Annotated in this window: 16 protein-coding genes, 1 tRNA gene, 1 other RNA gene and 1 other annotated feature; of the genes, 14 read left to right on the top strand and 4 right to left on the bottom strand. The window is 37.1% G+C overall.

Annotated features, from left to right (window positions below):
* Window positions 1-104: 104 nt before the first annotated feature.
* Window positions 105-1,106: a YaaC family protein gene (locus V7S50_RS33550; RefSeq protein ID WP_060629154.1), complete on the bottom strand. Its 1,002-nt coding sequence runs from the start codon at window positions 1,104-1,106 to the stop codon at window positions 105-107.
* A gap of 115 nt (window positions 1,107-1,221) precedes the next feature.
* Here V7S50_RS33550 and guaB point away from each other — a divergent pair, with 115 nt between their 5' ends.
* The 7 genes from guaB (at window position 1,222) to V7S50_RS33585 (ending at window position 8,174) form a co-directional block, all read left to right on the top strand.
* Window positions 1,222-2,685 (top strand): IMP dehydrogenase, encoded by a 1,464-nt coding sequence (gene guaB / locus V7S50_RS33555; protein WP_063223588.1) that lies wholly within the window; start codon window positions 1,222-1,224, stop codon window positions 2,683-2,685.
* Between the two features lie 113 nt (window positions 2,686-2,798).
* Entirely contained in the window at window positions 2,799-4,106 is a 1,308-nt protein-coding gene (locus V7S50_RS33560) for a D-alanyl-D-alanine carboxypeptidase family protein (RefSeq protein ID WP_242256800.1), read from the top strand.
* Between the two features lie 161 nt (window positions 4,107-4,267).
* Window positions 4,268-5,155 carry a pyridoxal 5'-phosphate synthase lyase subunit PdxS gene (gene pdxS / locus V7S50_RS33565; protein ID WP_000186157.1) on the top strand — a complete coding sequence of 296 codons (888 nt, stop codon included), beginning with the start codon at window positions 4,268-4,270 and terminating at the stop codon, window positions 5,153-5,155.
* A gap of 18 nt (window positions 5,156-5,173) precedes the next feature.
* Window positions 5,174-5,764 (top strand): pyridoxal 5'-phosphate synthase glutaminase subunit PdxT, encoded by a 591-nt coding sequence (pdxT, locus tag V7S50_RS33570; protein WP_060629157.1) that lies wholly within the window; start codon window positions 5,174-5,176, stop codon window positions 5,762-5,764.
* 54 nt (window positions 5,765-5,818) lie between these two features.
* Window positions 5,819-6,040, top strand: a binding site (T-box leader).
* Between the two features lie 51 nt (window positions 6,041-6,091).
* On the top strand, window positions 6,092-7,366 hold the full coding sequence (gene serS / locus V7S50_RS33575) for a serine--tRNA ligase (RefSeq protein WP_060629158.1): 1,275 nt from the start codon (window positions 6,092-6,094) through the stop codon (window positions 7,364-7,366).
* 156 nt (window positions 7,367-7,522) lie between these two features.
* A tRNA-Ser gene (locus V7S50_RS33580) sits at window positions 7,523-7,615 on the top strand.
* Between the two features lie 166 nt (window positions 7,616-7,781).
* Entirely contained in the window at window positions 7,782-8,174 is a 393-nt protein-coding gene (locus tag V7S50_RS33585) for a DUF3797 domain-containing protein (protein WP_060629159.1), read from the top strand.
* Between the two features lie 35 nt (window positions 8,175-8,209).
* Here V7S50_RS33585 and V7S50_RS33590 read toward each other — a convergent pair whose 3' ends face one another.
* The 3 genes from V7S50_RS33590 to V7S50_RS33600 all read right to left on the bottom strand — a co-directional run bounded on the left by V7S50_RS33590 (window position 8,210) and on the right by V7S50_RS33600 (window position 10,181).
* The gene (locus V7S50_RS33590) at window positions 8,210-8,878 is read right to left on the bottom strand and encodes a deoxynucleoside kinase (RefSeq protein ID WP_001053585.1); all 669 of its coding nucleotides are present in this window, start codon (window positions 8,876-8,878) and stop codon (window positions 8,210-8,212) included.
* Window positions 8,879-8,880: 2 nt separating this feature from the next.
* Complete coding sequence (locus V7S50_RS33595) at window positions 8,881-9,516, bottom strand: deoxynucleoside kinase (protein ID WP_063223590.1); 636 nt, start codon at window positions 9,514-9,516, stop codon at window positions 8,881-8,883.
* Between the two features lie 125 nt (window positions 9,517-9,641).
* Window positions 9,642-10,181 (bottom strand): isochorismatase family cysteine hydrolase, encoded by a 540-nt coding sequence (locus V7S50_RS33600; protein WP_063223591.1) that lies wholly within the window; start codon window positions 10,179-10,181, stop codon window positions 9,642-9,644.
* A gap of 107 nt (window positions 10,182-10,288) precedes the next feature.
* Between V7S50_RS33600 and tadA the strand changes: the two genes are divergently transcribed.
* The 7 genes from tadA to V7S50_RS33635 all read left to right on the top strand — a co-directional run bounded on the left by tadA (window position 10,289) and on the right by V7S50_RS33635 (window position 14,637).
* Entirely contained in the window at window positions 10,289-10,789 is a 501-nt protein-coding gene (tadA, locus tag V7S50_RS33605; protein ID WP_063223592.1) for a tRNA adenosine(34) deaminase TadA, read from the top strand.
* 79 nt (window positions 10,790-10,868) lie between these two features.
* Window positions 10,869-11,133: signal recognition particle sRNA large type (gene ffs, locus V7S50_RS33610), an RNA gene on the top strand.
* A 132-nt stretch (window positions 11,134-11,265) separates the two neighbouring features.
* Window positions 11,266-12,954, top strand: a complete 1,689-nt coding sequence (gene dnaX, locus V7S50_RS33615) for a DNA polymerase III subunit gamma/tau (protein ID WP_242256798.1) — start codon at window positions 11,266-11,268, stop codon at window positions 12,952-12,954.
* Window positions 12,955-12,979: 25 nt separating this feature from the next.
* A complete protein-coding gene (locus V7S50_RS33620) occupies window positions 12,980-13,306 on the top strand; it encodes a YbaB/EbfC family nucleoid-associated protein (protein WP_170930109.1) in 327 nt (108 codons plus the stop codon).
* A gap of 14 nt (window positions 13,307-13,320) precedes the next feature.
* Window positions 13,321-13,917 (top strand): recombination protein RecR, encoded by a 597-nt coding sequence (recR, locus tag V7S50_RS33625; RefSeq protein ID WP_000559169.1) that lies wholly within the window; start codon window positions 13,321-13,323, stop codon window positions 13,915-13,917.
* 14 nt (window positions 13,918-13,931) lie between these two features.
* On the top strand, window positions 13,932-14,153 hold the full coding sequence (locus V7S50_RS33630) for a YaaL family protein (protein ID WP_000466020.1): 222 nt from the start codon (window positions 13,932-13,934) through the stop codon (window positions 14,151-14,153).
* A 214-nt stretch (window positions 14,154-14,367) separates the two neighbouring features.
* Entirely contained in the window at window positions 14,368-14,637 is a 270-nt protein-coding gene (locus V7S50_RS33635) for a pro-sigmaK processing inhibitor BofA family protein (RefSeq protein ID WP_242256796.1), read from the top strand.
* The last annotated feature ends 196 nt before the right edge of the window (window positions 14,638-14,833 follow it).

Genomic DNA, 14,833 nt, shown 5'->3' on the forward strand with positions numbered 1-14,833 from the left:
CGGAAGTTAAGCTCTCTAGCGCCGATGGTAGTTGGGACCTTGTCCCTGTGAGAGTAGGACGTCGCCAAGCAACTAAAAACACAAGTCTTTTGACTTGTGTTTTTTTATTTCCCATGAAATAGGCTCGGTTCTGCTAGTAAAAAAGCCGAAATATAGTAAGGGATTTTTTGAGCAGAAATATTAAGGAATTGATAAATAAATGGGTAATCTTCAGAACCATAGCTTCCAAGTAAATCATACCACCAATCTGTTTCGTATCTAGAAATCATACTTAAATTGTAGAGCAATAAATAATGAACAAGAAGTTCGGGTAATACAGGTTTAGGATTTCTAGGGTCAGTTGTAAGTGGTAAGTAATAAGTATCAGCAAGATATTCGTAGTATAAGGGCGTACTATATATAGGATTCCACGATTGGATAGGAGCTGTAAAAAGCAAATTCGATTCGCTCGTTTTCCCAGGGACATGTTGCATGGATAAATGCTTACAAGTTGATTCAATGTAACGTGAAAATCTTTCTGTAGTCATATGGAGTCGATCTAGTATGTTAACTGAAAAGGAAAGCTCATTTGTATGTGTTGAATCAATTTTATATAAAGTGGCACCTCTTTGACTATAGCGAAATAAGTTTTGTAATTCAGGAATATTCCCCATTAAATCCAACATGTTAAACTTCTCTGATTCTAAGTGTTTCATGTGAAACAGCTGTTCTGCAACATGAGTAAATAATCCATTTTTTTGTACCTTCACCTCATCTTCTAAAAATTGATATCCTTGTTTTTTTCGTTTACGGGTCGTAACACCATGAGCTAAAACAGTAGTGGATTCTGGATAGTTAGGATCAATGGTTAGTAAACAGGCTTTAAAAAGTTGGCTCATTCCATAAAACAATAACATTGGTTGAATTGAAAAGGGTGATACCTTATATAATTCATAATAATTTTTTCCATGTTCTAAGTAATAAATAAAGGGATAACAATTTTCAAAACTTTTTTTTTCAGCATCTTGTATGGAGGATTTTTCATAACAACGGGCAAGATAACGTTGTACATTTTGAGATGAAAAGAAGAAACTTAATTGCTGCCAAGTACAATGTGTTTGATGCATATATTACGCTCCTTTTATTGTCTAAAAATTCTAACATATATATACGTCCTTGACAGTATTTTAACCAATTGATAAGCTACTAATAATAATTTCTGGTATCATGGGGGGAACAATTATGTGGGAATCTAAATTTGTTAAAGAAGGTTTGACTTTTGATGACGTATTACTTGTACCAGCAAAGTCAGATGTACTACCAAGAGAAGTAAGTGTTAAAACAGTTTTATCTGAAAGCTTACAGTTAAACATCCCGTTAATTAGTGCAGGAATGGATACAGTAACAGAAGCTGATATGGCTATTGCAATGGCTCGTCAAGGCGGTTTAGGAATTATTCATAAAAACATGTCTATTGAACAACAAGCAGAGCAAGTTGATAAAGTAAAACGTTCTGAAAGTGGTGTTATTTCAGATCCTTTCTTTTTAACTCCAGAACATCAAGTGTATGATGCAGAGCATCTTATGGGAAAATACCGTATCTCAGGTGTACCGGTTGTAAATAATTTAGATGAGCGAAAGTTAGTTGGTATTATTACAAACCGTGATATGCGTTTTATCCAAGACTACTCAATCAAAATTTCCGACGTAATGACAAAAGAACAGCTAATTACAGCTCCAGTTGGTACAACGCTAGAAGAAGCTGAAAAGATCCTACAAAAGTATAAAATTGAAAAACTCCCTCTTGTTGATAACAACGGTGTATTACAAGGGCTTATTACAATAAAAGATATTGAAAAGGTAATTGAATTCCCAAATTCTGCGAAGGATAAGCAAGGGCGCTTATTAGTCGGGGCAGCGGTTGGTGTAACGGCTGATGCTATGACTCGTATCGATGCATTAGTAAAAGCTAGCGTAGATGCAATCGTACTTGATACAGCTCATGGACATTCTCAAGGTGTTATTGATAAAGTAAAAGAAGTTCGTGCAAAATATCCGTCACTAAATATTATCGCTGGAAACGTTGCTACTGCTGAAGCAACAAAAGCATTAATTGAAGCAGGTGCAAACGTAGTTAAAGTTGGTATTGGACCAGGCTCTATTTGTACAACACGTGTTGTAGCTGGCGTTGGTGTACCACAATTAACAGCGGTTTATGATTGTGCAACAGAAGCTCGTAAACACGGTATCCCAGTCATTGCCGATGGTGGTATTAAGTACTCTGGTGATATGGTTAAAGCTTTAGCAGCAGGAGCACATGTTGTTATGCTAGGTAGCATGTTTGCTGGTGTTGCTGAAAGCCCTGGTGACACTGAAATTTACCAAGGTCGCCAATTTAAAGTATATCGTGGTATGGGTTCTGTTGGTGCGATGGAAAAAGGAAGTAAAGATCGTTACTTCCAAGAAGGAAATAAAAAACTTGTTCCAGAAGGTATTGAAGGACGAGTACCATATAAAGGACCTTTAGCAGATACAGTTCACCAATTAGTTGGTGGATTACGTGCAGGTATGGGCTATTGCGGAGCACAGAATTTAGAGTTCTTACGCGAGAATGCACAATTTATTCGCATGTCAGGTGCTGGTTTACTTGAAAGCCATCCTCATCACGTACAAATTACAAAAGAGGCTCCAAACTACTCATTATAATGTCTTATATACAAATAGACGGAGATTTGATATCTCTGTCTATTTTTTTTTGATTATGTTAGAATAACGGTTATGTGAGTACATAGATATTGGGGGTAGCAAAAGTGAAAAGTATGTTTTGCAAAAGATTCATTGCGCTAGTAACAATGCTTACACTAGCTTGTAGTATGTTGTTACCATATAGCAATGCGTCAGCAGAAACAGGATCTGCTTTAAACATTGAAGCAGGTGCAGCAATTTTAGTTGAAGCGAATTCTGGTAAGATTTTATATCAAAAGAATGCAGATGAATTATTATCAATTGCTAGTATGACAAAAATGATGAGTGAATATTTAGTTCATGAAGCAGTGGATAAAGGAAAACTTAAGTGGGATCAAAAAATCAAGGTTTCTGAATATGCATATAAAGTTTCACAAGATGCTTCATTATCAAATGTTGCATTAGAAAATGGTGGCACTTATACAGTAAAAGAGTTATATGAGGCGATGGCAATCTTTTCTGCAAATGGTGCAACAATTGCATTAGCGGAAGCAATTGCGGATAAAGAAGTAAACTTCGTAAAAATGATGAATGATAAGGCGAAAGAACTAGGATTGAAAAATTATAAATTTGTCAATTCTACAGGTTTAACGAACAAAGATTTAAAAGGAATGCATCCTGAAGGTACACAACCGGATGAAGAAAATAAAATGTCTGCGAAGGATGTTGCAACTTTAGCACAATATCTACTTAAAGATTATCCTAAAGTATTAGATACAGCAAAAACTCCGATGAAAGTTTTCCGTCCTGAAAAAGAGAAATTTCAAATGTTGAACTGGAACTGGATGTTAAAAGGTTTATCTAAGGCATATGATGGTGTAGATGGCCTGAAAACAGGATCAACTCCAGAGGCAGGAGATTGTTTCACTGGTACGGTTGAAAGAAATGGAATGCGTTTTATTTCTGTAGTCATTAAAACAAATTCTCGTCAAGCACGTTTCGATGAGACAAAGAAGCTATATGATTATGGATTTGATAACTTTGAAATGAAGAAAGTGTATAAAAAAGGTTCTTCGGTAAAAGGACATGAAACAGTACGAGTAGAAAATGCAAAAGATAAAGATGTAGCAGTTCAAACAAAACAAGCTGTTTCACTTCCAATGCCAAAGGGAAGTAAAGATGTTTATAAAACAGAATTAAAAGAAGCAAGTAAGGGACAAGAAGCACCTATTAAAAAGGGAGCTGCACTTGGCCAGATGGTAATTACACTAAAAGATACGAATGATCCTGGATTTTTATCTGGTAAGTCATTACAAATAGATCTTGTAACAACATCTGCAGTAGAAGAAGCGAATTGGTTTACTCGTTCTATGCGCGGAATCGGTTCTTTCTTTAGTGGTATATGGAATAGTGCTGTTGATACAGTAAAAGGTTGGTTTTAAAAGCTCCTCATTGTAGGGGCTTTTTCTTATTCCTATTTTTCATACCGACTTTATGAAAAAGTAGTAGACAAGCATCTGATGGTTAGTGGTAGAATGTAAGAGTATTCTTAATTTTCGCCTTTAACGGGGAAAAGCAATTCACCTAGGGGGGTTTTTGTAACATGACAAATGTAACAGGGACAGAACGTGTAAAACGTGGAATGGCAGAAATGCAAAAAGGCGGCGTTATTATGGACGTAATTAACGCTGAACAAGCAAAAATTGCAGAAGAGGCAGGCGCAGTTGCCGTTATGGCATTAGAGCGTGTACCAGCAGATATTCGTGCAGCAGGTGGCGTTTCTCGTATGGCAGACCCAACGATCGTTGAAGAAGTTATGGGTGCTGTGTCAATTCCGGTTATGGCAAAATGCCGTATCGGTCACCTTGTAGAAGCACGTGTATTAGAATCATTAGGGGTAGACTATATCGATGAGAGTGAAGTATTAACTCCTGCCGATGAAGTATACCATTTAAATAAACGTGATTACACAGTTCCGTTTGTATGTGGTTGCCGTGATATCGGAGAAGCTGCACGTCGTATTGCAGAAGGTGCATCTATGCTTCGTACAAAAGGTGAACCAGGAACAGGAAACATTGTAGAGGCAGTGCGTCATATGCGCCAAGTCAATGCAGAAATCCGTCAAGTTGCAAGTCTACGTGAAGATGAGTTAATGACATATGCAAAAAATACTGGTGCTCCTTATGAAGTACTACTTGAAATTAAACGCCTTGGTCGTTTGCCAGTTGTAAACTTTGCAGCAGGTGGTGTAGCAACACCAGCAGATGCAGCGTTAATGATGCAACTTGGTGCGGATGGTGTATTTGTTGGATCTGGTATCTTCAAATCAGAGAACCCAGAGAAATTTGCACGTGCGATCGTTGAAGCGACGACTCATTATGAGGATTACGAACTAATTGCAAGCCTTTCTAAAGGATTAGGTAATGCGATGAAAGGTATCGAAATTTCAACGTTATTACCAGAACAACGCATGCAAGAGCGCGGATGGTAATTGAAGGAGAACTTTAAAATGGTGAAAATCGGTGTACTAGGTCTTCAAGGTGCAGTTCGTGAGCATGTAAAATCAGTTGAAGCAAGTGGTGCAGAAGCTGTTGTTGTAAAGCGTATAGAGCAACTTGAAGAGATTGATGGTCTTATTTTACCAGGCGGTGAAAGTACAACAATGCGCCGTCTTATTGATAAGTATGCTTTCATGGAACCACTTCGTACATTCGCGAAGTCTGGTAAACCAATGTTTGGTACATGTGCAGGAATGATTCTTCTTGCAAAAACACTTATTGGCTATGAAGAAGCACATATTGGTGCTATGGATATTACAGTTGAGCGCAATGCGTTCGGGCGTCAAAAAGATAGCTTCGAAGCTGCACTTTCTATTAAAGGTGTGGGAGAAGATTTTGTTGGCGTATTTATTCGTGCCCCATATGTTGTAGATGTAGCAGATGATGTCGAAGTGCTTTCTACGCACGGCGACCGAATGGTAGCGGTAAAACAAAAACAGTTTTTAGCTGCTTCATTCCATCCGGAATTAACGGATGATCATCGTGTAACAGCATACTTTGTAGAAATGGTAAAAGAAGCGAAAATGAAAAAAGTTGTATAAGTAACTTGCAACTTGTATAAGATTATAGTAAATTGATGGTAACAATTTTATAAAATAAGCGTGTTGATAGGAAGTAGTAACAAATGTGGTTTCTTATAGAGAGTCGATGGTTGGTGGAAATCGATAGAAACAGTTTGTGAATCCATCCTGGAATGGAATGTGGAATATCTTTATGATTAGTAAACGTTCCCGGTGAAGAGCCGTTATTTCTACTTGAGAGGAAGGCGGTAATGCTTTCAACTAGGGTGGCAACGCGGGTTAACTCCCGTCCCTTTATATAGGGACGGGAGTTTTTTGTGTTTTATAAAATAAAAGGAGGAGTATATAATGCTTGATATTAAATTTTTACGTACAAATTTTGAAGAAGTAAAAGCAAAGTTACAACATAGAGGCGAAGATTTAACTGATTTTGGTCGCTTTGAAGAGTTAGATACAAGAAGAAGAGAACTACTTGTTCAAACAGAGGAACTAAAAAGTAAACGCAATGAAGTATCTCAACAAATCTCTGTATTGAAGCGCGAAAAGAAAGATGCGGAAGCTCTAATTCTAGAAATGCGTGAAGTTGGAGAAAAAGTAAAAGATCTTGATAATGAACTTCGTACAGTTGAAGAAGATTTAGAAAGATTAATGTTATCTATTCCAAATATCCCTCATGAATCTGCTCCAGTTGGTGAGACAGAGGATGATAATGTAGTAGCGCGTACTTGGGGAGATGTGAAGGAATTTGCTTTTGAACCAAAACCACATTGGGATCTTGCTACAGATTTAGGAATTCTAGACTTTGAACGTGCTGGGAAAGTAACGGGAAGCCGTTTCGTATTCTATAAAGGTGCTGGCGCAAGGTTAGAGCGTGCTTTAATTAGCTTTATGCTTGATCTTCATACTGATGAGCATGGATACGAAGAAGTATTACCTCCGTATATGGTAAACCGTGCAAGTATGACAGGAACTGGACAACTTCCAAAGTTTGAAGAAGATGCATTCCGTATTGAAAGTGAAGATTACTTCTTAATTCCAACAGCTGAAGTACCTGTAACGAATATGCACCGTGATGAAATCTTAAATAAAGAGCAATTGCCTATAAGATATGCTGCATTTAGCTCTTGTTTCCGTTCTGAAGCAGGTTCAGCTGGTCGTGATACACGTGGTTTAATTCGTCAGCATCAGTTCAATAAAGTAGAGCTTGTAAAGTTCGTGAAACCAGAAGATTCTTATGAAGAGTTAGAAAAACTAACAAATGATGCAGAACGCGTGTTACAATTGTTAGAGTTGCCATATCGCGTTATGAGCATGTGCACAGGCGATTTAGGATTTACAGCAGCGAAGAAATACGATATCGAAGTATGGATTCCAAGCTATGGCACATATCGTGAAATTTCTTCTTGTAGTAATTTTGAGGCTTTCCAAGCGAGACGTGCAAATATCCGTTTCCGTCGTGAACCAAACGGAAAACCAGAACATGTTCATACATTAAATGGATCTGGTCTTGCAATTGGACGTACGGTGGCAGCTATTTTAGAGAATTACCAACAAGAAGATGGTACAATTATAATTCCAGAAGTTCTTCGCCCTTATATGGGAGGAAAAACAGTTATTAAGTAAATTTATAAACATTCATCGGTATGAGTGATTGGTAATTATGAGCGTTGTCAGTACTATAATGTAGGAGAGGGAAAGTAAAATTTTCCTTTCCTCATAATTTATTTTAGTAGGGTTGACTAACTGTTTTTCTTTTGATATTATATTTGATGTCAATATGGAGGTATACCCAAGTCTGGCTGAAGGGATCGGTCTTGAAAACCGACAGGCGGCGAGAGTCGCGCGGGGGTTCGAATCCCTCTACCTCCTCCAGATATAATTGACAACAGCGCATATAAGTGGAGATTGGAGAACTCGTTACCAACACGTAACGAGTTTTTATTTTAAAACCAATCATAAAGTATGGTGTAAGGCGATTTTGTCCTTATTACACACTCATATTCCGATGATTATCTTCATAGATATGAAAGGAGTCAACATGGATCTTATTATACAAACGTTTCCTTTAGATGGAAAAACTTTATATTATGTACAATGTCCTGTCTGTAAGAACAATAGAATTTTAAACAGTGGTGCAAACGTATCACGCATTATTAGCGATGATACATTCCGTAAACTTTGTGGTTGCACTTGTGATGTAAAACAAACTGCGACAAAAGTAGAGGCGCCAAAAAAAGTTAAAAAAGAAGCTGTAAAGAAAGAAGCAGCTCCAAAACGTACAGGTAAAGTATTAACAGCGGTAATTAACGGGAAAGAAATGACTGTTAAAGAGATTGCTGAGACATACGATATTAGTACAAGTACGGTTCGTCAGCGTATTAACGCCGGAAAACCTGAGAGTGAAATTATTGCTCCAACAAAGAAGAAATAATTTAATAGAAAAACCCGTGCGTATGCACGGGTTTTTTATTTTACAAGTTTACGTGTTTGTTTTAAAAAATGGCCAATTTTTTTAATGATTGGTTCAATAGAATCTCCATCTTTTAAAATATCGTATTCATTAATGTTTAATCGTAAAACAGGGCATGAATTAAAGTTATTGATCCAGTTTTCGTAACGCCCATGCATCTCTTTCCAATACTCAATTGGTGTTTGCTGCTCCATCGGGCGTCCGCGTTCTTGAATACGGTCTACAATATCATCGAAAGAACCCTCTAAGTAAATTAATAAGTCTGGATGAGGGAAGTAAGGAGTCATGACCATAGCGTCAAATAAACCTTTATATGTTTCATAATCAGTTTCCGTCATTGTACCTTTTTCATGATGCATCTTTGCAAAAATGCCAGTGTCTTCATAGATAGAACGGTCTTGAACAAAACCGCCACCATATTCAAAAATTCTCTTTTGTTCTTTAAATCGTTCTGCTAAAAAGTATACTTGCAAGTGGAAGCTCCAGCGTGTGAAATCGGCATAGAACTTGTCCAAATATGGATTAGAATCTACTTTTTCAAATGATGTGCGATAACCTAAAGCGTTAGCTAGTGCAGTTGTCATAGTTGATTTTCCGACACCTACTGTTCCAGCGATAGTAATTACTGCATCATTTGGTATATCATATTTTTGCCTTAAATTCATTATTATTTCGACTCCTTTAAGAGAGTATTTTGAAGGGCGGATAGGATGACGTTTAAATCATCGGGATTTTGTACAAAATCCATATCGTCTCCGTTAAATTTCAACACCGGGATATCTGGATGGTCCTTTTTAAAAGTATCCATTGCTGTTTCGTAATCTTTTGTGAGCTGTAGTAAGTAATTTGGGTCCATATTTTTTTCGAATTCTCTTCCGCGCATTGCGATTCGCTTTTGTAATGTTTCCAAGCTAGCTGTTAAATAAACGATGACATTTGGTACAGGCATATCTTGTGTAAGGATACGGTAGATTTGCATGTACTTGTCATATTGAGAATCTTTTAATGTACGGGATGCAAAAATTAAATTTTTAAATATATGATAATCAGCTACTACTGGCTTCCTTTGATTCAAATACTTTATGTTAATGTCTTCTAGTTGTTTGTATCTATTACAAAGAAAGAACATCTCTGTTTGAAAACTCCATTCGTCGATGTCTTCATAGAACTTTCCTAAAAAGGGGTTTTCATCAACAATCTCTTTTAGTAAGTGGAGTTGCATGTGAGCTGAAATTGCCTTCGCAAGTGAGGTTTTTCCAACACCAATTGGTCCTTCAACCGTGATAAATGGTACTCCGGTCACGCTGTTCCCTCCTTTCAATCAGTGATTTGCCGTGACTACTAAAAACACAAAACAGAATTATTGTAGCACAAGAGGGAAGCGAGCGGGTTAATTTGATATAAAAAGTTAGAAAATAGATATATGTATTAATTAAATTTTATTTGGGATGACGGTACTATATTTGCTTTTAATGTGGCTTCCATTATTTTTAAAGCATGCAGGTTATCCTGATCATGATTAGAGGCAATACAGTCCTGTGGTACATACAGTGTATAATTTCTCATATGTGCATCGTTAGCTGTAAAAAGAATACATATATTACCAGCAATTCCTGTTAATATTAGGTTTTCTATTTTCAAATAGCCTAATAAAGAATTTAAAGGTGTTTCATAAAAGGCAGAGTAATGTGGTTTAATAAAAATGTAATCGTCAGAATTTGGAGCAATCTTATGAATGATATTTTCACTATATTCATTTGTACAATGAGTAATCAGTTGGTCAATATCAGATCTCCAAAGTTGATAATGGTCATTAATATAAATTATGGGATAGCCGAAGGATTTCATCGTTTTCTTTAAATGTAAAATAGGATTTGTTATAATTTCGCATTTCTTGGCTAGGATGGGCCCATGTGAAAATTGAAAATCATTAATCATATCGATGATGAGTAAGGCAGTATTCTTCATATATAATCCCCTCTCTTTTTTCTTAGGGTGGATTGAATTTGTAAAAGTTATCCCATGTGTAGTAAATGGAAATAAGCGTATTTTATTTGTAATGAAAGGACTATGTTATGGAACGCGATCAAGATATTTATTTTATGCAGTTGGCAATAGAAGAGGCTAAAAAAGCAGAGGCAATACAAGAAGTACCAATTGGTGCAGTTATAGTGTTAGATGGTGAGGTAATTAGTGTTGCTCATAATTTAAGGGAAACTGAGCAAAGATCAATAGCTCACGCTGAGTTGTTAGCTATTGATGAGGCGTGCAAAAAATTAGGGACATGGCGTTTAGAAGATGCGACGTTATATGTAACATTAGAGCCTTGTCCGATGTGTGCGGGTGGAATTGTTTTATCACGAGTGAAGCGAGTTGTATATGGTGCAAGTGATCCAAAGGGTGGATGTGCAGGGACATTAATGAATCTTTTAACGGATGAACGCTTTAATCATCAATGTGAAGTGGTAGCTGGTGTATCAGAAGAAGAATGCGGTACGTTGTTAACAAACTTTTTTAGAGAACTTCGTAAAAAAAGAAAAGCGATCAAGAAATTAGAGAAAAGCAACGAGAATTAACGTATTTGCATTTTATAAAAAAACAAGTTATACTGATAGTGCCTTTAATGAAGGCAACCGAATATTGGTTTTAACTTTGCCGTGCTAAGCGGGGAGGTAGCGGTGCCCTATACTCGCAATCCGCTCTAGCGAGGCCGAATCCCTTCTCGAGGTTATGTTGCTGTAAGGCCTGCCTTAAGTAAGTGGTGTTGACGTTTGGGTCCTGCGCAACGGGACCCCGTGAACCTTGTCAGGTCCGGAAGGAAGCAGCAATAAGCGGGTTTTCTCGTGTGCCGCAGGAGTGCCTGAACCGAGCTAACTGCTTAAGTAACGCTTATGGTACGTAATCGACAGAAGGTGCACGGCAGTTATATATGTATACAAAACTCACCTTAATACTAAGGTGGGTTTTTTGTATAGAAAATAACTTTTGGAATCTATAAACAGAATGGGTTATAATAAATGAGATAATAACCTTTGAGGGAGGCCGTATTTTTGTGTCATACCAAGCGTTATACCGAACATGGAGACCGCAAAAATTTGAAGATGTAGTCGGTCAAAAGCACGTCACAAAAACGTTGCAAAATGCCCTTCTTCAAGAGAAAGTTTCACATGCGTATTTATTTTCTGGCCCGAGGGGAACAGGGAAAACGACAATTGCAAAAGTATTTGCAAAAGCAATCAACTGTGAACATGCTCCGGTAGCTGAGCCTTGTAATGAATGTCCCTCTTGTTTAGGGATTACGCAAGGATCTATTTCAGATGTATTAGAAATTGATGCGGCTTCAAATAACGGTGTAGATGAAATTCGAGATATTAGAGATAAAGTAAAATATGCTCCAAGTGCTGTAGAATATAAAGTATACATTATTGATGAAGTCCACATGCTTTCCATGGGTGCCTTCAATGCGCTTTTAAAAACGTTAGAAGAGCCGCCAGGACATGTCATCTTTATTTTGGCAACAACAGAACCGCATAAGATACCGCCTACAATCATTTCACGTTGTCAGCGTTTCGAATTCCGAAAAATATCAGTAAATGATATTGTTGAGAGATTATCGACGGTTGTGACCAATGAAGGTACGCAAGTAGAAGATGAGGCGTTACAAATTGTTGCGCGTGCCGCTGAAGGTGGTATGCGTGATGCGCTTAGTCTTATTGATCAGGCGATATCTTATAGTGATGAGACAGTTACAACAGAAGATGTATTAGCTGTAACAGGTTCTGTTTCTCAGCAATACTTAGGCAACTTAGTAGAATGTATACGTGAAAATGATGTATCAAGAGCATTACGTATCATAGATGAGATGATGGGGAAAGGGAAAGATCCTGTTCGCTTCATGGAGGATTTCATTTACTATTATCGTGATATGCTTTTATATCAAACTTCACCACAACTGGAACATATGTTGGAACGAGTAATGGTAGATGAGCAATTCCGGATGTTAAGTGAAGAAATGCAACCGGAAGCAATCTATGAAATCATTCATACTCTTAGTAAGGGACAACAGGAAATGAAGTGGACAAATCATCCGCGAATTTTCTTAGAAGTTGTTATGGTACAACTGTGTCAACAGTTTATGATGCAAGCAAACGGTGCAGATCGTTTACAAGCAATTATGAACAGGATGCAGCAATTGGAGAAAGAGTTAGAACAAGTCAAAAAGAATGGTGTGCCGACTGGTGTGCAGCAGGAAGTCAGAGAGACACGTGCAGCACCAAAGCCAGTGCGGACAGGTAGTATGAAGATTCCTGTTGGACGCGTAAATGAAGTATTAAAGCAAGCAAAGCGTCAAGATTTAGAACAATTAAAAGCTGTATGGGGTGAGTTGCTAGGAAGACTCAAAGCATACAACAAAGTAGCGTTTGCTGTTTTGTTAGAAAATAGTGAACCGGTAGCGGCTTCGGATGATACTTACGTTTTAGCGTTTCAATATGAGATTCACTGTAAAATGGCAAGCGAAAATCGAGAAGCTATGGATACAGTGGAACAAGCTTTATTTGAATTGCTAAGTAAAAGATTAAATATGATTGCCATTCCAAAAAGTGAATGGGGTAAAATCCGTGAAGATTTTTTACAGCGTGAAGGTGGGAATTCTGAAGAAAGCTCAGAGAAGAAAGAAGATCCTCTTATAGAAGAGGCAGTAAAATTAGTAGGGCAAGAACTTATTGAAATAAAAGAGTAATAATAATTAGGAGGAATTAATTATGATGCGTGGCGGAATGGGAAATATGAATAACATGATGAAACAAATGCAAAAAATGCAAAAAGATATGGCAAAAGCGCAAGAAGAACTTGGCGAAAAGACAGTTGAAGGTACAGCTGGTGGCGGTATGATTACAGTTATTGCAAATGGTCATAAGCAAATTCTTGAAGTGAAAGTTAAAGAAGAAGTTGTAGATCCAGAAGATATCGAAATGTTACAAGACTTAGTGTTAGCTGCAACGAATGATGCGCTTAAAAAAGCTGATGAACTTTCAAACTCTACAATGGGTAAATTTACAAAAGGCTTAAACTTACCAGGTGGAATGTTCTAGGAGGATATTGATATATGCATTATCCAGAACCAATATCAAAACTAATTGATAGTTTTATGAAATTGCCAGGAATTGGACCGAAAACAGCGGTTCGATTGGCATTTTTCGTATTAGATATGAAAGAAGACGATGTGTTAGGTTTTGCGAAAGCACTTGTAAATGCGAAGCGAGACTTAGCATATTGTTCTGTATGCGGGCATATTACTGACCGTGATCCTTGTTATATTTGTAACGATTCACATCGAGATCAATCAGTTGTTTGTGTCGTGCAAGAACCGAAAGATGTAATCGCAATGGAAAAAATGAAAGAGTATCAAGGTGTATATCATGTGTTACGCGGTGCTATTTCTCCAATGGAGGGAATTGGACCGGAAGACATTAATATCCCGCAACTTTTAAAGCGACTGCACGATGAAACGGTACAAGAAGTGATATTAGCAACAAATCCTAATATTGAAGGGGAAGCTACAGCGATGTATATATCCCGCCTCTTAAAGCCGACAGGTATTAAAGTAACTCGTATTGCACATGGTCTGCCAGTTGGTGGAGATTTAGAATATGCAGATGAAGTGACACTGTCGAAAGCGTTAGAAGGTCGTAGAGAAGTATAAGAGGAGAAACAAAAATGTTCTTTCAAAAAAAGGGTAAATTGCGTAAAGAGTATGATGATAAGCTAATTGTACTATTAGAAAAAGTGAAGAACGAATGGTTACGTCAGAAGAGAATGGTTGAACAAAGTGTAGAACCATCTCAAGATGTACTTTGTTCTTTAAAAATAGCAGAGGCGAAATATTTCTTCTTGTTAAAAGAGGCAAAACGTCGTCCTGTAAAAATGGAACAATGGTAAAAGGTTCTGCTGAAAAAGCAGAACCTTTTATTTTATTTGTTAAACATATAGTGGCCACTTCGTTTGGACGGAGCGATTAACGGTTTTTATGAAGAAAGTGTTAACGAATAAAGATTAGTAGGATAAAACGATTGGTGTTATGTGATAAATGTTCTTTTTCATCGCCTTGTCCCATACAAATAATTATGTATAGGTCATTCATAAGGAGGAAAAAATGAATTCTACAATTGTTATTGGTGGTATTCTTGCGTTAGTTTTTATTTTCCTTGTTTTTGGTGTTTCTTCTAAGCCGTTACGATTTATAGGAAAGGCACTCTTTCATATTACGTTAGGAATAGCATTACTCTTTATCGTAAATGTTGTAGGAACATATTTTGATTTTCATATTCCAATTAATTTGGGTACAGCGGCGATCACAAGTTTGTTAGGGCTACCCGGTGTTGCTGCATTGGTGGTTATTAAGCTTTATATCATGCCAAGATAAAAATTATTTTGGCATTTTTTTAAAAAGTGTTGACTAACAAATGATTAATATGATAAATTAATAAGCGTCGTCAGGAACGAAAGAAAAAAGTTGTTGACGGATTTAACGAAAAATGTTAAATTATAAAAGTCGCTGAAACGCGATGTTGAACTTTGAAAACTAAACGAAACAAACAACGTGAAACGTCAATTTTTAT

The sequence above is a fragment of the Bacillus sp. CCNWLW194 genome (assembly GCF_037120585.1).
Classification (GTDB): domain Bacteria; phylum Bacillota; class Bacilli; order Bacillales; family Bacillaceae_G; genus Bacillus_A; species Bacillus_A basilensis.